Genomic DNA, 22,853 nt, shown 5'->3' with positions numbered 1-22,853 from the left:
GTGAAACTGATTAAATCGACGATTGTTGGATTGATGATTGGCGTGTTCGGCCTGGTAGCTCAGGCAGGCGCGCAAGAGAAAGGTCCGATCGGCATTTCGATGCCGACCAAATCATCCGCGCGCTGGATTGCCGACGGCGACAATATGGTCAAGGTATTCAAGGAAAAAGGTTACAAGACCGATCTGCAATACGCCGAAGACGACATTCCAAATCAGCTGGCGCAGATCGAAAACATGATTACCAAGGGCGTCAAGGTGCTAGTGATCGCCGCGATTGACGGCACTACCTTATCCAACGCTCTGCAAAAAGCCGCCGACAAGGGCGTCAAGGTAATCGCCTACGATCGTCTGATCCGCGGCTCCAAGAACGTCGATTACTACGCTACCTTCGATAATTTCCAGGTCGGCGTGCTGCAAGCCAGCTACATCGAAAAAGCACTGGATCTGAAGGCCGGCAAGGGTCCGTTCAATATCGAACTGTTTGGCGGTTCGGCCGACGATAACAACGCCTTCTTTTTCTATAACGGCGCCATGTCGATACTGCAGCCGTATATCGATAAAGGCAAGCTGGTGGTGCGCAGCAAACAGACCGGCATGGACAAGGTTTCGACCTTGCGCTGGGATGGCGCGGTAGCCCAGGCGCGCATGGATAACCTGCTCAGCGCCTACTACAGCAACGCCCATGTGGACGCCGTGTTGTCGCCGTATGACGGCATCAGCATCGGTATTCTGTCCTCGCTCAAAGGGGTAGGCTACGGTACGCCTAAATCGCCGATGCCTGTCGTAACCGGCCAGGACGCCGAGGTGCCTTCGGTGAAATCCATCGTGCACAACGAGCAGCGTCAAACCGTGTTCAAGGACACGCGTGAACTGGCCAAGGTGACAGTCGGCATGGTCGATGCCGTGCTAAGCGGTAAAACGCCTACCATCAATGACACCAAAACCTACAACAATGGCGTCAAGGTCGTACCTTCCTATCTGTTGAAACCAGTCAGCGTCGATGTCTCCAACTGGAAGCCGGTGCTGGTTGGCAGCGGCTATTACACTGAAAGCCAGATCAAATAAGTATCCAGTTGATCGCACTAAGTTGATCGCATCAAGTGATAAAGAAAGAAACTTGTTTGGCCGGAGGTTGGAATGCGCACAGTCGCGCTTCAACCTCCAGTTGTCAGGCGCTGGCGAAGGTTTGAGGTAAGCGAGGTAACAACAGATGGAAACCATCCTGGAAATGCGCGGGATCGGGAAGACATTCCCGGGAGTCAAAGCATTAGACAATGTCAATCTGGCGGTGCGCAACGGCGAGATCCACGCCGTGGTCGGTGAAAACGGCGCTGGAAAATCCACCTTGATGAAAGTGCTGAGCGGAGTTTATCCGCACGGCTCCTACACCGGCGAGATCCATTTCCAAGGGCAAGCGCGGCAGTTCGACGGCATTGCCGACAGTGAAAAAATCGGCATCATCATCATCCATCAGGAACTGGCGCTGGTGCCGCTGCTATCGATTACGGAAAATATCTTTCTCGGCAACGAGCAAGCCAAAAACGGCGTGATCGACTGGGCCGCATCGTATGCCAAGACCAAAGAGCTGCTGGCCAAAGTCGGCCTCAAGGAATCGCCCAACACGCTGATCACCAATCTCGGCGTCGGCAAGCAGCAATTGATTGAAATTGCCAAGGCGCTGTCGAAACAGGTCAAGCTGCTGATCCTTGATGAACCGACCGCCAGCCTGAATGAAAGCGATAGCGACGCCTTGCTGGAGCTGCTGCTGGAGCTCAAGGCGCAGGGCATTTCCTCTATCCTGATTTCCCACAAGCTCAACGAAATTTCCAAAGTCGCCGATTCGATCACGATCCTGCGCGACGGCTCCACCGTCGACACCTTGGACTGCCACAAAGAGGTCATCAGCGAAGACCGCATCATCCAGAACATGGTCGGACGCGAGATGGCCGACCGCTATCCCAAGCGCCATCCGGAAATAGGCGAGACCATTTTCGAAGTCAAGCAATGGCAGGTGTATCACCCGATACACCCGGAACGGCAAGTCATCAAGGGTGTCGATTTCCATGTCAAAAAGGGCGAGATCGTCGGCATCGCAGGCTTGATGGGCGCCGGCCGCACCGAGCTGGCGATGAGTATTTTCGGCCGTGCCTACGGCCGGCATATCAGCGGCAAGGTTTTCATGCACGGCAAGGAAATTGACGTCAGCACCGTGCAAAAGGCCATCGACAACGGCATTGCGTACGTCACCGAAGATAGAAAAGGCTACGGCCTGATCCTGGATCAGGACATCAAGAAAAACATCACGCTGGCCAATCTCAATGGCGTCGCCGACAACACCGTAATCGACGAAGGGCGCGAGTATTCGGTAGCGGCCGACTACCGGCGCCAGCTCAAGATTCGCTGCTCCAACGTATTCCAGAAAGTGCTGAACCTGTCCGGCGGCAATCAGCAAAAAGTGGTGCTCAGCAAATGGCTGTTTTCCAATCCCGATGTGCTGATCCTGGATGAGCCGACCCGTGGCATCGATGTCGGCGCCAAGTACGAGATCTACACCATCATCAGCCAGCTCGCCGCCGAAGGTAAATGCATCATCATGATTTCATCGGAAATGCCAGAACTGTTGGGCATGTGCGACCGCATCTATGTCATGAACGAAGGCAATTTCGTCGGCGAATTGCCGGCGGCGGAAGCATCCCAGGAAAAGATCATGCGCGCTATTGTAAGAAATGAGCGCACAAAGAACGGAGACAACTGAAATGAACCACGACATGGCAGCAAGCGATGCAGCAAGCAAAAACCGGCCCCAGCCCCTGGCCGACAAGAAAGAATACAGCGGCTTCCTGAAAAACAATATGCGCGAATACGGCATGCTGATGTCGTTGATCGCGATCATGGCGTTTTTCCAGTACATGACCGACGGCACCCTGATGCGGCCGCTGAACCTGACCAACCTGGTGCTGCAAAACAGCTACATCGTGATCATGGCGCTCGGCATGCTGATGGTGATCGTCGCCGGCCACATCGATCTGTCGGTAGGCTCGGTGGTCGGCTTCATCGGCGCGCTGGCGGCGGTGCTGATCGTCAACCTGCACATGAACTTTGTACTGGCGAGCATCCTGTGCCTGCTGGCCGGCGCGGCGATCGGCGCGGCGCAAGGTTACTGGGTAGCGTTTTTCAAGATACCTTCGTTCATCGTCACCCTGGCCGGCATGCTGGTATTCAAGGGGCTGACGCTGGCCCTGTTGCAAGGGCAGTCGATCGGGCCTTTCCCGGACGATTTCCAGATGCTCAGCTCCGGCTTCATCCCCGATCTGTTCAATGGCGCCGATTTGCGCGTCACCTCCTTGCTGGTCGGCGTGGTGGTGGCGGCGATCCTGATTTTCGTCAAAGTCCGCGGCCGCGCCAAACAAAGCAAGCACGGCATGGAGGACGAGCCTTATCTATTCTTCATCGTGAAGAACGCCATCTTCGCCGCTGTCATCATTTTCTTCAGCTATCTGCTGGCTTCCTATAAAGGCATGCCGAATGTGCTGATCATCATGTTCCTGCTGATGGTGGTGTACACCTTCATCGCCAACCGCACCACCATCGGCCGCCGCATCTATGCCGTCGGCGGCAACGAGAAAGCGGCCAAGCTGTCTGGCATCAAGACTTCACGCGTGTCGTTTTATACCTTCATCAACATGGGCATGCTGGCCGCCCTGGCCGGGCTGATCTTCGCGGCCCGCCTCAACACCGCCACACCCAAGGCCGGCACCGGCTTCGAGCTGGACGTGATTGCAGCCTGCTTCATCGGCGGCGCCTCGGCATCCGGCGGCGTCGGCAAGGTCATGGGCGCGGTGATCGGCGCTTTCGTGATGGGCGTGATGAACAACGGCATGTCGATCATGGGCATCGGCATCGACTATCAACAAGTGATCAAAGGCCTGGTCTTGCTGGCCGCCGTATTTGTCGACGTCTACAACAAGAACAAATAACCACGCAACTGCGGATGCGCGATCCGCAGTTGGCGAGTTTCAGATTCGCAGATTCTATTTTTAAGCTGGCATCCGTCGCGATGAGGACCGATGCCGCCCTGATAATTTCAATAGGAAACCAAAGATGACTGTCGATAAAAAACGCCCGCTGCGCTCGGCCGAATGGTTTGGCAGCAACGACAAGAACGGCATGATGTACCGCAGCTGGATGAAGAACCAAGGCATTCCCGATCACGAATTCCAAGGCAAGCCGATCATCGGCATCTGCAATACCTGGTCCGAACTGACGCCATGCAACGCCCACTTCCGCAAGATCGCCGAACACGTCAAACGCGGTATTTCGGAAGCCGGCGGCTTCCCGGTCGAGTTCCCGGTATTTTCCAACGGCGAATCGAATCTGCGGCCAACCGCCATGCTGACCCGCAACCTGGCCAGCATGGATGTGGAAGAATCGATACGCGGCAATCCGATGGATGCGGTGGTGTTGCTGGTCGGCTGCGACAAGACCACGCCGGCGCTGCTGATGGGCGCCGCCAGCTGCGATATCCCAGCCATCGTGGTGACCGGCGGCCCGATGCTGAACGGCAAGCACGAAGGCAAGGATCTCGGCTCCGGCACCGCCGTCTGGCAGTTGAGCGAGGCGGTCAAAGGCGGCCAGATCAGCATGCATCAATTCCTCGCGGCCGAATCAGGCATGTCGCGCTCGGCCGGTACCTGCAACACCATGGGCACCGCCTCGACCATGGCTTGCATGGCCGAAGCGCTTGGTACTTCCTTACCGCACAACGCGGCGATTCCGGCGGTCGATGCGCGCCGTTATGTGCTGGCCCACATGTCCGGCATGCGCATCGTCGACATGGTGTGGGAAGATTTGCGGCTGTCTAAAATCCTGACCCGCGCCGCGTTTGAAAACGCCATCCGCGTCAACGCCGCAATCGGCGGCTCGACCAACGCCGTGATCCATTTGAAGGCAATCGCCGCCCGCATCGGCGTGCCGCTGGAGCTGGAAGACTGGACCAGGATCGGCCGCGGCACGCCGACGCTGGTAGACCTGCAACCATCCGGCCGCTTCCTGATGGAAGAGTTTTATTACGCCGGCGGTTTGCCCGGCGTGCTGCGCCGTCTGGGCGAGGCCGGCCTGTTGCCGCACAAGGAGGCCTTGACTGTAAACGGTAAATCGCTGTGGGAAAACAACCAGGATGCACCGATCTACAACGACGAAGTAATCCGCGTCATCGACCAGCCCTTGATCGCCGACGGCGGCATCTGCATCTTGCGCGGCAACCTGGCGCCGCGCGGCGCGGTGCTCAAACCGTCAGCCGCCTCGCCGGAGCTGATGCAGCATCGCGGCAAGGCGGTGGTGTTTGAAGATTTCGCCCACTACAAGGCGCGCATCAACGATCCCGAACTGGAGGTCGACGCCAGCTCGGTGCTGGTGATGAAGAATTGCGGGCCCAAGGGGTATCCCGGCATGGCTGAAGTCGGCAACATGGGCTTGCCGCCGAAACTGCTGGCGCAGGGGATCAAGGACATGGTGCGGATTTCCGACGCCCGCATGAGCGGCACCGCCTACGGCACCGTGGTTCTGCACGTAGCGCCGGAAGCCGCTGCCGGCGGGCCGCTGGGGATAGTGCAAGACGGCGACTGGATAGAACTTGATTGCGAAGCAGGGCGTTTGCACCTCGATATCAGCGATGCCGAAATGGCGCAGCGCCAGACCGCAAGAACCGCAGTGAATGCAGAGACGGTAACGGCGCACAGCGGCTACCAACGCCTTTACATAGACCGTGTATTGCAAGCCGACGAAGGTTGCGATTTCGATTTCCTGGTTGGCTGCCGTGGCTCTGCGGTACCCAAGCATTCTCACTAAAGGGCACCTAGGAAAGCCCCTGTTGCGTCATTCCCGCGAACGCGGGAATCTATTTTAAATCAGTAACTTGGATCCCCGCGTTCACGGGGATGACGGAGTTTTTAGAGCTTATCTAAACATTCTCACTAAGGACTCTCACCAAGAGCAGCCCGGTAAACTGGAGAAGCACATGTTGTTGATTCAATTCAAGCAAGCCGATGGTCAGCGCCGGATCGGCGTACTGGAAGACGAGGGCTGGAGAATCCGCGCAGTGGAAGGCTATGCTTCTACCTACGCGCTGGCGCAAGCGGCGATTGCCGGCAATCGTTCGCTGCAAGACCTGGCCGGTGCCGCCTTGGGAACCACCGTGCTCGACTACGCCGAAGTGGCGCAAGCCGGGCGCCTGCTGCCGCCGCTGGACCACGACGACAGCGCCCATTGCTACGTCACCGGTACCGGCCTGACCCACCTCGGCAGCGCCGACGGCCGCGACGCCATGCACAAGAAAGTCAGCGATGTCGATACCCTGACCGACAGCATGAAAATGTTCCGCATGGGCCTGGAAGGCGGCAAACCGCAGCCAGGGCAGATCGGGGTCCAGCCGGAATGGTTCTACAAAGGCGACGGCAGCATCGTCTGCGCCGCCGAGCAAGCGCTGACCATGCCGCATTTTGCGCTGGACGGCGGCGAAGAACCCGAGATCGCCGCGCTGTACGTGATTGCGCCGGACGGCAGCCCATGCCGGCTCGGCTTTGCGCTCGGCAATGAGTTTTCAGATCATGTCACCGAGCGCCAGAACTACCTGTATCTGGCGCATTCCAAGCTGCGGGTTTGCGCTATCGGCCCGGCCTTGTTGCTGGGAGATCTGCCGCCGCATGTAGAAGGCATGTCGCGCATTCGCGATAGTAATGGTCAGGTGCGTTGGAAAAAACCGTTTGTCAGCGGCGAAGAGAATATGTCGCACACCGTCGCCAATCTGGAATACCACCATTTCAAATACCCGCTGTTCCGGCGTCCCGGCGATGTGCATATCCATTTCTTCGGCACTGCGACATTGAGCTGCTCGGATGGCATCCAGGTCGTGCCCGGAGAAACGTTTGAAATCGACGTCGCTGCATTCGGGCCGCCGCTGCGCAATCGCTTGGCAATCGAGACTTTGGCCGCGCCGTCGATTCGCCAGTTGTAAATCACTAGCTGCGATTCAGCATCTCGGAAGCGCAGCCATTCATAGTTAGGAAAAGCATGAACATTACAGGCGAATCCCTGATCGGCGCCTCCCGTATCAAAGGTGGCGGCGCTGCCTTTTTTGCTTTTAATCCCGCCACCGCAAGCGCGATTGAGCCGGCGTTTCACACCGCAGGCAAAGCCGAAATCGCCTGCGCCTGCGATCTTGCCCGCATCGCCTTCGATCCCTATCGCGCCACCACGCCGGAGACCCGCGCCCGTTTTCTGGAACGCATCGCCGAGAATATCCTGGCGCTGGGCGAGCAGTTGATCGAGCGCGCCATGAGCGAAAGCGGCTTGCCGCGCGCCAGGCTGGAAGGCGAACGCGGCCGCACCGTGGGCCAGCTCAGATTGTTTGCCGAAGTGCTGCGCGAAGGTTCCTGGCAAGACGCCCGCATCGACCCGGCGCTGCCGGAGCGCCAGCCTTTGCCGCGTGTGGATTTGCGCCTGCGCATGATCGCGCTGGGGCCGGTCGCGGTATTCGGCGCCAGCAATTTTCCTTTGGCGTTTTCCGTCGCCGGCGGCGATACTGCGGCGGCGCTGGCGGCTGGTTGCCCGGTGGTGGTGAAGGCGCATCCGGCCCATCCCGGCACCTCGGAACTGGTTGGCAGGGCAATTCAACAGGCGGTATCGGCAGTGGGTTTGCCGGAAGGCGTGTTCTCGCTGCTGACCGGCGTCGGCAACGATCTGGGGATCGCACTGGTGCGGCATGCTGCGATACAGGCGGTCGGGTTTACCGGCTCGCGTCAAGGCGGCCTGGCGTTGATGGCGGCGGCTGCCGCACGTCCGCAGCCGATCCCGGTATATGCCGAAATGAGCAGCATCAATCCGGTATTCCTGCTGCCGCAAGCATTGGCGGCCAAGGCTGACACGTTGGCGGCCGCCTTTGTCGATTCGCTGGTGCTGGGCGTCGGCCAGTTCTGCACCAATCCCGGCCTGGTGCTGGCGCTGCAAGGCGCCGATCTGGAACGCTTCAGTACCGCTGCCGCGGCCCAACTGGCGCAACGCAATGCGGCCACCATGCTGACAGCCGGTATTCAACAGGCCTATCAAAATGGCGTCAGCCGTCTCGCCGCTAACCACAGAGTGCGCCAGCTCAGCCAGGGCGTGGCCAGCAACGCTGCCGGCAGCGGCGTGCCTGCATTGTTCAGCGCCAGCGCCGAAGATTTCCTGGCCGATCCTAAACTGTCGGAAGAAATATTCGGACCGGCGTCGCTGCTGGTGGCTTGCCGCGACATGGCCGAGATGCTGGCCGTGGCAGAGCATCTGGAAGGACAGCTCACCGCCACCTTGCAGATCACCGACGGCGATCACCAGGCCGTGCGCGCACTTCTGCCGATCCTGGAGCGCAAGGTCGGGCGGATTCTGGCGAATGGCTTTCCGACCGGCGTCGAGGTATCGTATTCCATGGTGCACGGCGGCCCGTTTCCAGCCACCTCGGACAGCCGCGCAACCTCGGTCGGCACGGCAGCCATCCAGCGTTTCTTACGGCCGGTTTCCTATCAAAACATACCGCAGGATTTATTGCCGGCAGCGATTCAGGACGGCAATCCGCTGGCGATCTGGCAACGGATCAACGGTCAATTAAAAAAATGAGCTGGTTTCACCAGCATCACATCGAACAGGAGTTGCTATGGCCGCAGTAAAGGATGTTGCAGGCGCGCAGCTGGCGCATTTTCCCAGCCTGAAAGACAAGAATGTATTCATCACCGGCGGCGGCAGCGGTATCGGCGCGGCGATTGTCAGCGCGTTTGCCGAGCAGGGCGCGCGCGTGGCTTTCGTCGATATCGAGACCGCAGCCAGCGAAGCTTTATGTGAGCAGCTGGCGGCAGCCGGCCTGGTCAAACCGCTATTCCGCCATTGCGATATCCGCGACATTCCCGCCTTGCAGGCGACCATCCAAGGTTTGGCGCTAGAACTGGGGGATTTCGATGTGCTGGTCAACAATGCCGCCAACGACCAGCGCCATCAACTGGCGGAAGTCACCCTCGATTACTGGAACGACCGGATTGCCATCAACCAGCGCCCCATGTTTTTTACCTGCCAGGCGATAGCGCCCGGCATGCAAAAAAAGGGCGGCGGATCGATTATCAATCTCAGCTCGATCAGCTGGCACCTGTCGAACGGCGGCTATCCGGTATACACCACCGCCAAGGCCGCCGTGGTCGGCCTGACACGCGGCCTGGCGCGCGATCTCGGACCGCACAATATCCGGGTCAATACCGTATCGCCCGGCTGGGTAATGACTGAAAGACAGATCGCCCTGTGGCTGGACGCCGCGGGCGAGGAAGACATCAAGCGCAACCAATGCCTGCCCGGCAAACTGCAACCCTGGCATCTGGCGCGCATGGTCTTGTTCCTGGCGGCGGATGACAGCGCCATGTGCACCGCCCAGGAATTCATCGTCGACGCCGGCTGGGCTTGAGCACCGGCGCCGGCAGCCCAGTGATGCATTGAAACTCACGCATCACTGGGCTGCGGCCATCTTTTGGCTGGTCGGCCTTGGTTGCGCTGTTCTCGAATTTTCTAAACCTCTGCCTTGATTTCTGCATCGCAGGAATCACCTCATTTTGACTCGGCGGCAAGCGCCGGGCTATAACTGCATTTCCCCCGAAATTCCGGACGGTGACAACATGCCGTGGCTCAGACTGAAAGATTAGGTTGCACCTGTGACCGCCGCATCGCACCGCAAAGGCGCGATGCGGCATTTCCAGCTTCTGATCTTAAACATCAAGGGCGCTGCAAAAAGCATGCAAACATGAGAACCTGCTGAGCCGCTTGCTGGCGACGTTGGCTTAGCGGAACGCAACGGCCATGAATTGTTTGCCAGCCACACCCCCCTGCGCAACTTGGCGGGCCGGAAGCACCATGATCAGCTCTCCGCTTGCATCATCGCCATGCAGATTGATCGTCATTTTCAATTGTTGGTCCATGGCGACGAAAACATTCTGCGCGGTGGCGACAATTTCATGCCTTCCCTGGTCTCCCACTTCGGCATATATTTTTCTCCCTCTGCTGAACAGGTTAAGTGTCATGCCATTCGAAAGATCGTATGAGCGCAGATAGTCATAATATTCTTGCGGCTGCATCCGATGGTACTGGCTGGGGAGGTCAATCCGGAGTGGGGCAGTGATCGTCACAGCACTATCATCTGCTGCCGGTTGTGCCGTGGCAGCCAATGAGAACATGCTTGCAATCAAAATAAAGACAAGGTTTTTCATGGTAAACATCCTTTCTGTTTTCGCTGAAAATACACATATCGGTCAGATCGGTTTTTGGAATGTGATTCTGCGGGTTCCTGCCAGGCAGGAAGAGGAGCTCGGTATATTCTTCCTTTTGCGCTTAGCAGAATGTTGATCCGGCCGGACTACTTACCGGCCATCACCGGATTTGTGCCAGCTACCGGAGTGAGGAGCGGGAATAAAAGGTGCTGGATTAAAAAAACCATTTGCATACGTTCATCGCCATGCCATATAGCATTGTTTTTTTTCGCAGATATGGCATATTTGATCGCGTATCGCAAAGCCACAATAGGACATGTTTACGCCATATTCAAGTCAAACTTCAAGCCAGGCATGCAAGCGTTGCCGCTAATAAATCTGCGTCGCCACTTCCCGGATCTTTTGCTGTAAAAGTCTTGCGCCAGGCGAAAGTATCTGGTGCAGGCGGGTGATGATGCCGAAGCCGTCCATCTTGCACGGCAGCTCGATCGGCAGTATCGCCAGCACATTTACCTGCGCATAAAAGCGCGCCACCTCGGCCGGCATTACATGCAGGAAATCGGTCTGTTGCAGCAAGCTGCTGATGACCAGGATCGCGGTGGTGTCGACCACATTCACCGGCGGCGCCAGGCCGTCCTTGTGAAACATCATGTCGACCCGATGGCGCAATATGCTGCCCTTGGGCGGCAAGACCCAGCCGGCGTCGGCGATATCCTTCAATTGCAGATTCGAGACATGGCGCAAAGGGTGATCGACCCGCGCCACGGCGCACACCGGTTCATCCGATAACTCTTCATATTCCAGATTGCTGTTGTCTTCCTGATCCAGAATCCGCGCCACCAGAAAATCGAGCGAGCCGCGCTGCAATCGTTCCAGCAAGATGTTGCTGCTCTCGACTTCAACCCCGATGCGCAACATCGGCGCCTGCTGCTTGAGGCGCGCAATCGCCGGCGGCAGCAGCACCATGCCCGGCGACAAAATCGCGCCGACATTGACTTGGCCGGAAAGGCCGGATTTCAACGCCGTGATGTCGTCATGCGCATGCGACAAACTGGTCAGCGCCATGCGCGAATGGCGAATCATCGCTTCGCCGTAGATGGTTGGCCGCATGCCGCGCGGCAGCCGCTCGAACAGCAGCACATCCAGCATGTCTTCCAGATCCTTGAGTTGCTTGGAGGCGGCCGGCTGCGTCATGTTGAGCGCTTCCGCTGCGCGATGGATATTGCGTTCCTCGTCCAGCGCTATCAGCAACAGCAGCTGCCGGGTTTTCAAGCGGGCGCGGAGAAACCAGTTGGTGTCGTTGGCGGGCATGGCGGTCTCGTTGTGTAATTTTTAGTGTGCTCGCTCGGCCAATGCAGGGATCCGGCGAGGTCGGTGATGCTCAGGAAATGATATCAAATCCAGTATTGAAGTGGCGTAAAAATTCATTGGATCGATATCGATCTAATCCCTACTATGAGCCCACATTCACGCTGGTTGATGGCCGGGACTACCCGCTGCAGCCTGACAGTGGATGAATTCATAATAATTTCTAGGAGACGACAACATGAACCGTAGCAAAACCTTCGCCGCGCCATCCCGAGTGCTGGCGGCAGCCGCCGCAATGAGCCTATTCGGCCTGGCCGCCAGCGCAGCCCAGGCGCAGACCAATGTAACCATCTACGGCCGGGTCGACGCCGGCATCGATTTTCAAACAGGTGTTGCACTGAAAGACGCCAACGGCAACCTGACCGGCAAGACCGGCAGCAAACTGGCCGGCTCCGGCAACCAATGGGGCACCAGCATGATCGGCTTCAAGGGCACGGAAGACCTGGGCGGCGGACTAAACGCCTTCTTCTTGCTGGAATCCGGCTTTGACGCCACCAAGGGCACCACCAACGGCAGCGCCTTGTTCAATCGCCGTTCCTATGTCGGTTTGAACGGCAGCGCCGGCTCGATCAAATTTGGCAAGAACCTGTTCATTGTGAATGACATCTGGTATCTCGATCCTACCGGCCAGCAATTCATGAGTACGCAAAATCTGGTGAACGGGCGCAACTGGCCAGGCGCCAACAACGTGATCGAATATCAAACACCTACCTGGGGCGGCTTTAACGCCACCTTGCAAACCAGCCTGGGCGAACAAGCCGGTTCTACCAAGGCCGGCCGCAAAGACGGGATTTCCTTGGTCTACACTACCGGCGGTCTGGAGTTACGCGCCATTTACGACGTGATCCGCGACAGCAGCGGCCGTTACACCGACCTCTACACAAGCTCGAAGGATTTGATTGTCGGCGGCACTTACACCGTGGATAAACTGAAGCTGTTTGCCGGTTACGAAAATCTCTCGGCGCCAGATACCGTCGCCGCCACCGCTGCCGACAAACTCAATCACTACTGGCTGGGCGTTAACTATGCGGTGACGCCGGCGTTGACCTTGATCGGCGCCGCCTACCATAACAAACTCAACCACGACGCCGGCAGCGCCAGCCTGTTCATGGTCGGCGCCAACTACAACCTGTCGAAACGCACCTTGCTCTACGCCGCCCTCGGCACTGTGCGTAACAAAGGCAATGCCGATTTCGCCACCGAGTTCGACACCCCCTTGCCAGGACATGGCCAAAACGCCAGCTATGTTGGCATCAGCCATTCTTTCTGAGCATTCGCTTTGATGCCGATTGCCGCATCGATGTAGCGCAGCAGCGAGGCCATGAGATACCATCATGGCCTCGCTGGCGTTAGAATCTGTGACGATTATTCGTTACGGCGAAGTTACAGCTAATCCAAAGGAATGAAGGAATGCTCTATCAAAACCATCCAGTGCCGGGCCGGATTCGATGCTGACCGCAAGCCTGCTGATAGACGGCAAGCATTTGCTGGGGGAGGGCGTGCTGTGGTGCCCGCGCAGCCAGCGCCTGTTCTGGACCGATATTCTCGGCGCCACGCTGTGGTGCCACCGGCCTGCCAGCGGCGACACCGAAAGCTGGCCTATGCCGGAACCGCTGGCAACGTTCGCCCTCACCGCCGACGATGACCGGTTGCTGCTGGGCCTGGCCTCGCAACTGGCCTGGTTCAATTTTTCAAGCAAGACGATAACGCCGATTTGCAAAGTCGAGACGGACTTGCCGCTGACCAGAATCAACGACGGCCGCTGCGACCGCGCCGGTCGCTTCGTATTCGGCACCAAGAACGATGCGCCGGATCTGGCGCGTTGCTGCAGTTTCTACCGGCTCAATACCGATCTCACGCTGGAACGCCTGGCGTTGCCCTCGGTAGCCATCAGCAACAGCATTTGCTTCAGCCCCGACGGCCGCACCATGTACTACTGCGATTCGCCCGGCAAGATCATCCATTGCTGCGACTACGACACAGCTGCCGGCAGCACCAGCAATGCACGCGTGTTCGCCGATTTGCGGCAGCAGCCCGGCGAGCCGGACGGCTCAACCGTAGACAGCGAAGGTTACTTGTGGAATGCGCAATGGGGCGGCTACCGGGTGCTGCGCCTGGCGCCCGACGGCAGCATCGATCGCATGATCCAGGTGCCCGTGGCGCAGCCCAGTTGCGTGGCGTTGGGCGGCGCCGATCTGGATACCTTGTATGTGACCAGCGCGCGCGAATCGCTATCGGCAGCAGCCTTGCTGGCCGAGCCGGCGGCAGGCGGCGTGTTCCAGCTGCGGCTGGAAGATATTCGCGGTTTGCCGGAAGCGCGTTTCGGCGCTTAAGGCCTTGCTATGCCGGCCATCTATCTGCCTTACAGATAGCTGATAGTCATGATGACCGGGCTCAGTTCGCCGCCGGCGGCAGAGCGCTTGGCCGTCAGCCGCAGATTGGTTTGCCCCTTGAACGCCATCCGGTAATAGGCGGCTTCCTCGCTCCCCAGCGGCTTGCCGTCGCGCGACAAGGTGATGGTGGTGGCAGAGTTGGCATTCGGCCCGATCTGTTGGAACGCCACATCGAAAGCGCTGCGATGGTCGCAACTGAGGTTCATGTCTATCGTCGCCCTTTGCTTGCTGCCGGCGGTGCTGGTGGTACTGGTAGTGCAAGGCGGTTCGACGATGCTGCCGGTGAAATGGATAACGCCGCTGTTGCCACCAGCCGCCATGGCGCTTGACGCTAAGGATAACAAGACAGATGCGGCGGCGAATTGTAGCGTGACGATTCTCATGGCGTCTCCTAGCGTAGGGTGAAATTGCAGGTTTCATTGCACCTTGGTAATGATGCCTTATGGAAACTTGCAATAACCCTATCTCACTCGCTCAGAGTCAAAGAGTCAATAGATTTCTGCATGGAAATTAAAAAAACATGAGAATATTCTCGGAATACGCTTGTAAAACCCGGAATGAAATCATTTTGATAATGGGTTTTCTCAAATTTACGGTTTGAGATATTACAAATGGATTGGGGCTGGTTACTGTGCGGGACGCAGTAAATCCCGGCAGCTCGCCGGCACGGCCTGCGGGGCAGTAAAGTCGGGCCAGGCGGGCACGCTCCAAGGACATAACTTTCCAGTGCCGATGCTTGTTGCATTCTTGCTCTGAGAAACTGTTAAATGCCCGCAATTTGATGACTAACAGGCTGTACTCTGCCGAAAATCATGCATTGCCGTCACGCCGCCAGGATGCGGCCGATGGCGGCGCTGTTGACGGCGATTTTTTCCGTGTCTTCATACAATTGCTCGACCCGCCGCTGCAGCGGATACCAGGCTGACCAGTTGGCTGCCTGCGCCGCCTCGCCAGTTGCGCCGCTTGCGCCAACATCGCCGGGCATGGGGCTGGCGCTTGGGGCCGCCAGCGGCGCCGCCGGATTCAAGACTTGCTCCGCCAGTTCAAGCGTCTTGCGGACGTGGGCGGTGGCGGCGTCGAGCTGAAGGTTGACGGCTTCATGCGGCATGCCTTCGGCGTTGCGCCGCAACAGCATGCGCAGCGCGGCGATATGCGCAATCACCAGATAATTGTGGACGATGAATTGATTCAGGTTTTCGACGGCGCGATGTTTGCTGAGCGGTTCGTCGAGCATCCGCACCAGGGTCGAGGCCAGCTCGGAGATGCTATCCAGGAAGCGTTTGCGGCAGACGCGGTAAATGAAATCGTCGCGCACTTTGCCTTGCAGCAGGTTGCTGCCGGCTTCGAGGAAGCGTTGGTTGCTTTTCAAGACGTTGCGGACCAATTGCGGCAGCGTGCGGTATTCCCAACTCGGCAGGACGAAGCTGAAGGCGGTGGCGATGACGGCGCCGATCAGCGTATCGATCAGGCGTTCGCCGATGACATGGCCGCTGCTGGGGATCACCAGGTTGATCTGCAGCAGAATCTGCATGCTGGCGGCAATCGCGGTGTAGCGGTATTTGACGTAGATGAAGGCGGGCGCAGCGGCGGTGGCCATGAACATGAAGCCGAGCAGGGCGATCGGCTCGTGCACGAAGCGCAGGATCAGCGCGGTGGCGACACAGCCGATCAGGGTGCCGATCAAGCGGTCGCTGCGGCGCTGTTTGGTCTGGCTGAAACTGGGTTTGAGAATGATGGCAATGGTCAGCACGATCCAGTAGCCGTGGCCGGCGTAGGGCAGGGAATCGGCCGCCAGCAGGCCGCAGGAAATCGCCAGCGCCGCGCGTATCGCAAAACGGAAGGTGGGCGATTGCCAGCGCAGGTTGGAGACCAGCACGCCTAACTGGTATTTCTGCTGGGTCAGGAAGGGCGTCATGTCTTTGCTCATGAACACCGGCAGCGGCCCTTGCACGCTTTGGGTGGCGTGGTGCAGTTGGCCGATCATGTCGATCGCATCGCAGATCTTGATATAGGTGGCGCGCAGGATATCGAGCGTTTCTTCGGAGAGTTTGCCGGCCAGGCTGTCTTGCTGCAGTTGTTGCAGTTCGGCCTCGATCGAGCGCATCTCGGCCTTGTAGTTGATGCTGGCGAACGAGGCGCGCTTGCGGGTGACGGCGTAGGCGATCGATTCGATATCCGAGGCGGCCTTGCTGACCAGATCGCGCAGATAGGTGAGGACGTCGGCGTCGGCCAGATGCTGGCGCAGGATGGCGTAATCGGTATGGGCCGAGAGGATATGTTCGTACAGATCGAACATGCCGAAATGGACTTGCACCAGGATCGTGTCTTGCTCATTCTTCGGGTCGCGCAGGATCAGGTCGCGCGAGGCTTGCTGTTTTTCGGCCAGCACGATCTGCTGCCGCACCAGGGTGTTGAACTGGCTGTTGAGATCCATGTGGATGTCGTAGAAATCGGCCTTGATGTTGATGTAGCGGGCCAGTTCGAACAAGGCTTCGGCCAGCACCTGCTGTTTGATGCGGCTGCGCAAAAACCAGGAAACCGTCATCGAATAGGCCAGGTAAATCAAGCCGCCGCTGAGGAACAAGCCGGTGTGAAACAGCGCTTGCGGCACGCTCATGGCGTTTTCCATGGCCAGCGTCATGACGAACAGGGCGGAGAATTGCAGCGGCATGGCTTTTTTGCCATACACCAGCATCATGCTGGCGAGGAAGGTGACGATCACCAGCATGCCGCTCAGCAGCCAGTGAAACGGCGCACAGAGGCTGATGATGAGCGTGACGGCGGTGCAGATCAGCACGCTCGACAGCATCTCGTTGAACTTGTGGCGCAGCGTGCTGGGCAGATCCATCAGGCTGGTGGAGAGGGCGCCGATACAGACCGTCATCGCGGTCGGCAGATCGGTGAATTGCAGCACCAGCAAGGTGAGGCCGACGACGCCGGTGGCGATCCGCAAACCCGTATAGAAATAGTGACTGAAAAGAAAGGTGCGCAGATCTAGGGCGTAGTGCATGTCGGGTCTGGGGCGGTAGCTGACAAGGCTGAAAGTGTACCTGTTTGCTCGCATCAATTGTGCCGAATGTGGCAAAAAAACCAAGAAAACATCGCAGTGCCTGGCGGCTGCCGCGGCGGGGCGCGCAGGATCGATTTGATTCGCCCTTTTTTACGTTTTTTTTACACTTTGTTTACACCCCCGTCGCCACTCTTTACGACATTTTTAGAAGCATCTGTATAGCCTGTCGGTACCGCAACTAATCTGTAATGAGGGTAATGATGGAGCTGAAGGAGTTGGCATTGGATGGAATCTATGTTGGCGCGATCGTGGCGATGTTTGTCGTCACCTGGGCGCTGGCGGTGGGCTGCAAGAAGCTGGAGGACCGTCAATGAACGCGTTCTACATACTTGGCGCAGTGGTGACCGTGGCGCTGCTGGTGTACCTGGTGGTGGCTTTGTTAAATGCGGAGGATTTCTGACATGACCTCCCAATCCACCATGTTGTTGATCGCTTTCCTGGCGGTGCTGCTGGTGCTGAGTTATCCGCTCGGCAAATTCATCGTGCAGGTTGCCGCCGGTTCTTCCGAGCATGCGCCGGTATCGGGTTTCGGCTGGTTCAACCGGGTTGAGCAATGGCTGTACCGTTGCGCTGGCATCCAGGCCAATGCCGAGATGAACTGGAAAAACTATGCGCTGGCCTTGCTGCTCTTTAATACCATCGGCGCGCTGGCTACCTATGCCTTGCAACGCTTCCAGCTGTGGCTGCCGCTGAATCCGCAGCATTTTGCCAATCTCAGCTCGGATTCCGCCTTCAATACTGCGGTCAGCTTTATCAGCAACACCAACTGGCAAGGTTATTCGGGTGAAAGCGCGATGAGCTACCTGACCCAGATGCTGGTGCTGGCGGTGCAGAACTTCTTTTCCGCTGCTACCGGCATTGCGGTTGCGTTTGCCTTGATTCGCGGTTTTTCGCGTCATTCGGCGCAGTCTATCGGCAATTTCTGGACCGACATTACCCGTTCTACCGTGTACCTGCTGTTGCCGTTGTCGGTGATTTTCTCGGTATTCCTGATCAGCCAGGGCGTGATCCAGAATTTCGATTCCTATAAAGACGCCACTATCGTGCAGCCGCTGACCTATCAGCAGCCTAAAGTCGGCGCTGATGGCCAGCCTGTCAACGACGCCGCCGGCAAACCTGTGCTGGAAACCATGAACACCAAGGTGCAAACCCTGGCCATGGGACCGGTGGCTTCGCAGGAAGCGATCAAGATGATAGGCACCAACGGCGGCGGTTTCTTCAACGCCAACTCGGCCCATCCGTATGAAAATCCTACGCCGCTGTCGAATTTCTTCCAGATGCTGGCGATCTTCCTGATCCCGGCCGCGCTTTGCTTCACCTTCGGTTTCATGGTTGGCGATATCCGCCAGGGCTGGGCGGTGCTGGCGGCGATGACGATTATTTTCGTGATCATGACTTGTGTGGTGATGTACGCCGAGCAGCAGGCGCATCCCGGCCTCAGCGCCTTGGGTATCGACCAGGCGCATGGCTTGCTGCAGTCCGGCGGCAATATGGAAGGCAAGGAAAGCCGTTTCGGCATCAGCGCTTCGGCCCTGTTTGCAGCGGTTACCACGGCAGCCTCTTGCGGTGCGGTGAACGCCATGCACGATTCGTTCACGGCTTTGGGCGGCATGGTGCCGATGGCGCTGATACAGATGGGCGAAGTGGTGTTCGGCGGCGTCGGTTCCGGCCTGTACGGCATGCTGGTGTTTGCCATCATGGCGGTGTTCATCGCCGGCCTGATGATCGGCCGCACGCCGGAATACCTGGGCAAGAAAATCCAGTCCTTCGAAATGAAGATGACCTCGATTGCGATCCTGGCGACGCCGATCCTGGTGTTGGGCGGCACGGCAATTGCGGTGATGGCGACGGCCGGGGTGGCCGGCATCGCCAATCCCGGCGCGCACGGCTTCAGCGAAATCCTGTACGCCTTCTCTTCTGCCGCCAACAACAACGGCAGCGCGTTTGGCGGCCTATCTGCCAACACGCCGTTCTATAACGTGATGCTGGCGATAGCCATGTGGTTCGGACGTTTCATCATCATCGTCACGATCCTCGCGATGGCCGGTTCGTTCGCCGCCAAAAAACGGCTGGAACCGAACTCCGGCACCATGCCGACGCATGGCCCGCTGTTCATCGTATTGCTGATCGGCGTCGTGGTGCTGGTGGGGGTGCTGAACTATGTACCGGCGCTGGCGCTTGGCCCTGTGGTTGAACATCTGCAAATCTTTGCAGCACACTAAGTTAAGAAGAAGGATCATCATGTCTCGCACTAATCTGACGTTGTTCGATTCCGCGCTCATGGGCCCGGCTATCGTCGCATCGTTCAAAAAACTGGCGCCGCAAACGCAATTGCGCAACCCGGTGATGTTTGTGGTTTATGTCGGCAGCATCTTGACTACGCTGCTGTATTTCCAAGCCCTGATCGGCAAGGGCGAGGCCAGCCCGGCTTTCATCCTGGCGATCTCGGTGTGGCTCTGGTTCACCGTCCTGTTCGCCAATTTTGCCGAAGCGTTGGCCGAAGGGCGCAGCAAGGCGCAGGCGGAATCGCTGCGCGCCTTGAAGCAAACCGTTTCCGCCAAAAAGCTGGAACGCAACAGCCAGCCCAAGGGCCAGCTCAGCAACTGGGCGGCAACCTCGGCCAGTAATCTGCGCAAGGGCGACGTGGTGCTGGTGGAAGCCGGCGATGTGATCCCGGTGGACGGCGAAGTCATCGAAGGCGTGGCCTCGGTCGACGAGAGCGCGATTACCGGCGAATCGGCGCCTGTGATCCGTGAATCCGGCGGTGATTTTTCTGCGGTGACCGGCGGCACCCGGGTGCTGTCCGACTGGCTGGTGGTACGCGTCACCGTCAATCCTGGCGAAGCCTTCCTGGATCGCATGATTTCGATGGTGGAAAGCGCCAAGCGTCAAAAGACGCCGAACGAAATCGCTCTCACCATCTTGCTGGTGGCGCTGACTATCGTGTTCCTGCTGGTAACGGTGACGCTGCTGCCGTTCTCCTTGTTTAGCGTGGCTGCGGCCAAGAGCGGTTTGCCGATCACCATCACGGTATTGGTGGCCTTGCTGGTGTGCCTGATTCCGACCACCATCGGCGCCTTGCTGTCCGCCATCGGCGTGGCCGGCATGAGCCGCATGATGCAGGCCAACGTGATTGCCACCTCCGGCCGTGCGGTGGAAGCAGCCGGCGACGTTGATGTGCTGTTGCTGGACAAGACCGGCACTATCACGCTCGGCAACCGTCAGGCATCGGCCTTCGTTCCTGCGCCCGGCATCACCGAGCAGCAACTGGCGGATGTGGCGCAACTGGCTTCGCTGGCGGATGAAACGCCGGAAGGGCGCAGCATCGTGGTGCTGGCCAAGCAGCGTTTCAATATCCGTGAACGCGAAATGAGTTCCTTGCACGCTGAGTTTGTACCGTTCACCGCGCAGACCCGCATGAGCGGCGTCAATATCGGCAACCGTGCGATCCGCAAGGGCTCATCCGAAGCGATCAAGAACTATATGCAAGAGCTGGGCCTGCCGTTTCCTGCCGAAGTCGCACATAACGTCGACGACGTCGCCCGCCGCGGCAGTACGCCGCTGGTGGTGGTGGATGAAGGCGTGGTGATGGGTGTGGTGGAACTGAAGGATATCGTCAAGGGCGGCATCAAGGAACGTTTTGCCGAACTGCGCCGGATGGGCATCAAGACGGTGATGATCACCGGTGACAATCGCCTGACGGCAGCCTCGATTGCGGCTGAGGCAGGGGTTGACGATTTCCTGGCGGAAGCGACGCCGGAAGACAAGCTCAAGCTGATTCGCAGCTATCAATCCGAAGGCCGTCTGGTGGCGATGACCGGCGACGGCACCAATGATGCGCCGGCGCTGGCCCAGGCTGACGTCGCGGTGGCGATGAACAGCGGCACGCAGGCGGCGAAAGAGGCCGGCAATATGGTCGATCTGGATTCGAATCCGACCAAGCTGCTGGAGATCGTCGAGATCGGCAAGCAGATGCTGATGACGCGCGGCGCCTTGTCTACCTTTTCGATTGCCAACGATATCGCCAAGTATTTCGCGATTATCCCGGCGGCTTTCATCACCACTTATCCGCAGCTGGCGGCGCTGAATGTGATGCACCTGGCCAGCCCGTCGTCGGCGATCATGTCGGCGGTCATTTTCAACGCCTTGATCATCGTGGTGCTGATTCCGCTGGCGTTGAAGGGCGTGCGCTATCGCGCGGTCGGGGCTGCTTCGCTGTTGCGTCGTAATCTGCTGATCTATGGCTTGGGCGGTATCGTCTTGCCCTTTATCGGCATCAAATTGATCGACATGATTTTGTCGGTAATGCATTTAGTATGATCAGGAGTCTCGACATGAAATCCGCATCTACAACAACATTGTCGCCAGCAGAGTCGGCAACCAAGACAGCTACGGCAAAGGTGACTTCGCAAGGCGTATTGCGTCCTGCCCTGGTCGTATTCGTCGGCCTGACCGTGCTGTGCGGGGTGATCTATCCGCTGGCCGTGACCGGCATCGGCAAGGCGGCTTTTCCGGATCAGGCGTCCGGCAGCCTGGTCGTGCAGAATGGCAAGCTGATCGGTTCACGCCTGATCGGCCAGGAGTTTTCCGCTCCCAACTATTTCTGGGGCCGCTTGTCGGCGACCAGCCCGATGCCGTATAACGCCCAGTCTTCCGGCGGTTCGAACTTCGGGCCTAGCAATCCGGCTTTGATTGATGCTGTCAAGGGCCGGGTCGAGGCCTTGAAAGCGGCCGATCCAGGCAACACGCTGCCGATTCCGGTCGATCTGGTGACTGCCTCCGGCAGCGGCCTGGATCCGGAAATCAGTCTTGCCGCAGCCTACTACCAGGCCGGGCGCGTTGCGCGTGAACGCAAACTGAGCGTCGATACCGTGCGTGCTCTGATAGACAGTTTGCAGTTGCGGCGCAGCCTGGGCTTCCTGGGCGAGCCGCGGGTTAATGTCATGGCGCTGAATCTGGCGCTGGACCGGCAAAGTTCAGCTTCAACTTCGCCTACAGTCCCAGCTCCAGCGGCAAACTAATCCAGCAGCGTTATCTGCGTGTAGAAGCTGGCCACAAGGTGTGTGGCCAGCTTCTACACGCGCCTTTGAAGTCAACCTCCAACCACCTGTGTTTCACCTGATGCCTATGAAGAAAATACTCTATCTTTCCGGTCTGATTACTGTCATCGCCGTTGCCGCTTTTACCACTGGCCCCTCGCAAGCGGAAGAGGCGGTGCCGGATAACTCGCTGACGTTCAACGCCAGCCTGGCATCCGATTATCGTTTTCGCGGAATTTCCCAGACGCGCCTGAAGCCGGCTCTGCAAGGCGGCGCGGACTATAGCAACAATCCAAGCGGCCTGTATGCCGGGACCTGGCTATCGACACTCAAATGGGTTAAGGATAGCGGCGGCGACGGTAATATCGAGTGGGATATCTATGCTGGCAAGAAAGGCAATTTCACCCAGGATCTGAGCTATGATTTCGGCGTTCTGTCGTATGTCTATCCGTCCAATGATTTGCATCCTGACGCGGATACGACGGAGCTGTACGGCCAGCTGGGCTACGGTCCTGCCTACCTCAAGTATTCGCAGTCGCTGACCAATCTGTTCGGTGCGGTTAACAGCAAGAACAGCGGTTATCTGGACATCGGCGCGAATATCGATGTCAGCAACGGCTATACGGTGAATTTGCATGCCGGCCATCAAACCGTCAAAAACAATTCGACATTGAGCTATAACGACTGGAAGGTTGGCTTGACCAAGGATTTT

General features: G+C 58.3%; 18 protein-coding genes. 14 read left to right on the top strand and 4 right to left on the bottom strand.

The window, feature by feature from the left end; all coding sequences use genetic code 11:
- Positions 1 to 33: 33 nt before the first annotated feature.
- From chvE to KHU33_RS15565, 7 genes are all read left to right on the top strand, one after another.
- Positions 34 to 1,065, top strand: a complete 1,032-nt coding sequence (gene chvE / locus KHU33_RS15595; protein WP_211464551.1) for a multiple monosaccharide ABC transporter substrate-binding protein — start codon at positions 34 to 36, stop codon at positions 1,063 to 1,065.
- Between the two features lie 145 nt (positions 1,066 to 1,210).
- On the top strand, positions 1,211 to 2,755 hold the full coding sequence (gene mmsA, locus KHU33_RS15590; RefSeq protein ID WP_211464515.1) for a multiple monosaccharide ABC transporter ATP-binding protein: 1,545 nt from the start codon (positions 1,211 to 1,213) through the stop codon (positions 2,753 to 2,755).
- A 13-nt stretch (positions 2,756 to 2,768) separates the two neighbouring features.
- Positions 2,769 to 3,977 (top strand): multiple monosaccharide ABC transporter permease, encoded by a 1,209-nt coding sequence (mmsB, locus tag KHU33_RS15585; protein WP_230414298.1) that lies wholly within the window; start codon positions 2,769 to 2,771, stop codon positions 3,975 to 3,977.
- A 124-nt stretch (positions 3,978 to 4,101) separates the two neighbouring features.
- Positions 4,102 to 5,847, top strand: a complete 1,746-nt coding sequence (locus KHU33_RS15580) for an IlvD/Edd family dehydratase (RefSeq protein WP_211464513.1) — start codon at positions 4,102 to 4,104, stop codon at positions 5,845 to 5,847.
- Positions 5,848 to 6,016: 169 nt separating this feature from the next.
- Positions 6,017 to 7,012: an AraD1 family protein gene (gene araD1, locus KHU33_RS15575; RefSeq protein WP_211464511.1), complete on the top strand. Its 996-nt coding sequence runs from the start codon at positions 6,017 to 6,019 to the stop codon at positions 7,010 to 7,012.
- Between the two features lie 56 nt (positions 7,013 to 7,068).
- Entirely contained in the window at positions 7,069 to 8,646 is a 1,578-nt protein-coding gene (locus KHU33_RS15570) for an aldehyde dehydrogenase (NADP(+)) (protein WP_211464509.1), read from the top strand.
- A gap of 37 nt (positions 8,647 to 8,683) precedes the next feature.
- Entirely contained in the window at positions 8,684 to 9,475 is a 792-nt protein-coding gene (locus tag KHU33_RS15565) for an SDR family NAD(P)-dependent oxidoreductase (protein WP_211464507.1), read from the top strand.
- Between the two features lie 370 nt (positions 9,476 to 9,845).
- On the opposite strand, the gene KHU33_RS15560 is transcribed toward KHU33_RS15565, so the two are convergent.
- Together KHU33_RS15560 and KHU33_RS15555 are read right to left on the bottom strand one after the other, a co-directional pair.
- Entirely contained in the window at positions 9,846 to 10,271 is a 426-nt protein-coding gene (locus KHU33_RS15560; protein ID WP_211464505.1) for a hypothetical protein, read from the bottom strand.
- Between the two features lie 369 nt (positions 10,272 to 10,640).
- A complete protein-coding gene (locus KHU33_RS15555; protein ID WP_211464503.1) occupies positions 10,641 to 11,582 on the bottom strand; it encodes a LysR family transcriptional regulator in 942 nt (313 codons plus the stop codon).
- A gap of 235 nt (positions 11,583 to 11,817) precedes the next feature.
- On the opposite strand from KHU33_RS15555, the gene KHU33_RS15550 reads away from it, so the two are divergent.
- Complete coding sequence (locus tag KHU33_RS15550) at positions 11,818 to 12,909, top strand: porin (protein ID WP_211464501.1); 1,092 nt, start codon at positions 11,818 to 11,820, stop codon at positions 12,907 to 12,909.
- Positions 12,910 to 13,090: 181 nt separating this feature from the next.
- Positions 13,091 to 13,972, top strand: coding sequence for an SMP-30/gluconolactonase/LRE family protein (locus KHU33_RS15545; protein ID WP_211464547.1), 882 nt, complete (start codon positions 13,091 to 13,093; stop codon positions 13,970 to 13,972).
- Positions 13,973 to 14,001: 29 nt separating this feature from the next.
- Here KHU33_RS15545 and KHU33_RS15540 read toward each other — a convergent pair whose 3' ends face one another.
- The gene (locus KHU33_RS15540) at positions 14,002 to 14,415 is read right to left on the bottom strand and encodes a type 1 fimbrial protein (RefSeq protein WP_211464499.1); all 414 of its coding nucleotides are present in this window, start codon (positions 14,413 to 14,415) and stop codon (positions 14,002 to 14,004) included.
- 440 nt (positions 14,416 to 14,855) lie between these two features.
- The gene (locus tag KHU33_RS15535) at positions 14,856 to 17,042 is read right to left on the bottom strand and encodes an FUSC family membrane protein (RefSeq protein ID WP_211464497.1); all 2,187 of its coding nucleotides are present in this window, start codon (positions 17,040 to 17,042) and stop codon (positions 14,856 to 14,858) included.
- Between the two features lie 370 nt (positions 17,043 to 17,412).
- On the opposite strand from KHU33_RS15535, the gene kdpF reads away from it, so the two are divergent.
- From kdpF to KHU33_RS15510, 5 genes are all read left to right on the top strand, one after another.
- A complete protein-coding gene (kdpF, locus tag KHU33_RS15530; protein ID WP_211464495.1) occupies positions 17,413 to 17,502 on the top strand; it encodes a K(+)-transporting ATPase subunit F in 90 nt (29 codons plus the stop codon).
- A 1-nt stretch (position 17,503) separates the two neighbouring features.
- The gene (gene kdpA / locus KHU33_RS15525) at positions 17,504 to 19,324 is read left to right on the top strand and encodes a potassium-transporting ATPase subunit KdpA (protein ID WP_211464492.1); all 1,821 of its coding nucleotides are present in this window, start codon (positions 17,504 to 17,506) and stop codon (positions 19,322 to 19,324) included.
- A gap of 19 nt (positions 19,325 to 19,343) precedes the next feature.
- Positions 19,344 to 21,422 carry a potassium-transporting ATPase subunit KdpB gene (gene kdpB / locus KHU33_RS15520; protein WP_211464490.1) on the top strand — a complete coding sequence of 693 codons (2,079 nt, stop codon included), beginning with the start codon at positions 19,344 to 19,346 and terminating at the stop codon, positions 21,420 to 21,422.
- A 14-nt stretch (positions 21,423 to 21,436) separates the two neighbouring features.
- Positions 21,437 to 22,123, top strand: a complete 687-nt coding sequence (gene kdpC / locus KHU33_RS15515) for a potassium-transporting ATPase subunit KdpC (RefSeq protein WP_211464488.1) — start codon at positions 21,437 to 21,439, stop codon at positions 22,121 to 22,123.
- Positions 22,124 to 22,229: 106 nt separating this feature from the next.
- The coding region (locus tag KHU33_RS15510) for a TorF family putative porin (RefSeq protein ID WP_211464486.1) at positions 22,230 to 22,853 on the top strand (624 nt) is incomplete at its 3' end.

It is taken from the genome of Collimonas silvisoli, from assembly GCF_018305005.1.
Classification (GTDB): domain Bacteria; phylum Pseudomonadota; class Gammaproteobacteria; order Burkholderiales; family Burkholderiaceae_D; genus Collimonas; species Collimonas silvisoli.
This window is presented reverse-complemented; position numbering and strand designations above follow the sequence as displayed.

What these genes read in the sequence shown, in the direction of transcription:
- kdpA (WP_211464492.1), top strand. Translation starts at nt 17,504, where the DNA reads ATGACCTCCCAATCCACCATGTTGTTGATCGCTTTCCTGGCGGTGCTG.
- KHU33_RS15550 (WP_211464501.1), top strand. Translation starts at nt 11,818, where the DNA reads ATGAACCGTAGCAAAACCTTCGCCGCGCCATCCCGAGTGCTGGCGGCA.
- chvE (WP_211464551.1), top strand. Translation starts at nt 34, where the DNA reads ATGATTGGCGTGTTCGGCCTGGTAGCTCAGGCAGGCGCGCAAGAGAAA.
- KHU33_RS15565 (WP_211464507.1), top strand. Translation starts at nt 8,684, where the DNA reads ATGGCCGCAGTAAAGGATGTTGCAGGCGCGCAGCTGGCGCATTTTCCC.
- KHU33_RS15535 (WP_211464497.1), bottom strand. Translation starts at nt 17,042, where the DNA reads ATGCACTACGCCCTAGATCTGCGCACCTTTCTTTTCAGTCACTATTTC.
- KHU33_RS15555 (WP_211464503.1), bottom strand. Translation starts at nt 11,582, where the DNA reads ATGCCCGCCAACGACACCAACTGGTTTCTCCGCGCCCGCTTGAAAACC.
- KHU33_RS15560 (WP_211464505.1), bottom strand. Translation starts at nt 10,271, where the DNA reads ATGAAAAACCTTGTCTTTATTTTGATTGCAAGCATGTTCTCATTGGCT.
- mmsA (WP_211464515.1), top strand. Translation starts at nt 1,211, where the DNA reads ATGGAAACCATCCTGGAAATGCGCGGGATCGGGAAGACATTCCCGGGA.
- araD1 (WP_211464511.1), top strand. Translation starts at nt 6,017, where the DNA reads ATGTTGTTGATTCAATTCAAGCAAGCCGATGGTCAGCGCCGGATCGGC.
- KHU33_RS15540 (WP_211464499.1), bottom strand. Translation starts at nt 14,415, where the DNA reads ATGAGAATCGTCACGCTACAATTCGCCGCCGCATCTGTCTTGTTATCC.
- KHU33_RS15580 (WP_211464513.1), top strand. Translation starts at nt 4,102, where the DNA reads ATGACTGTCGATAAAAAACGCCCGCTGCGCTCGGCCGAATGGTTTGGC.
- kdpB (WP_211464490.1), top strand. Translation starts at nt 19,344, where the DNA reads ATGTCTCGCACTAATCTGACGTTGTTCGATTCCGCGCTCATGGGCCCG.
- kdpF (WP_211464495.1), top strand. Translation starts at nt 17,413, where the DNA reads ATGAACGCGTTCTACATACTTGGCGCAGTGGTGACCGTGGCGCTGCTG.
- kdpC (WP_211464488.1), top strand. Translation starts at nt 21,437, where the DNA reads ATGAAATCCGCATCTACAACAACATTGTCGCCAGCAGAGTCGGCAACC.
- mmsB (WP_230414298.1), top strand. Translation starts at nt 2,769, where the DNA reads ATGGCAGCAAGCGATGCAGCAAGCAAAAACCGGCCCCAGCCCCTGGCC.
- KHU33_RS15570 (WP_211464509.1), top strand. Translation starts at nt 7,069, where the DNA reads ATGAACATTACAGGCGAATCCCTGATCGGCGCCTCCCGTATCAAAGGT.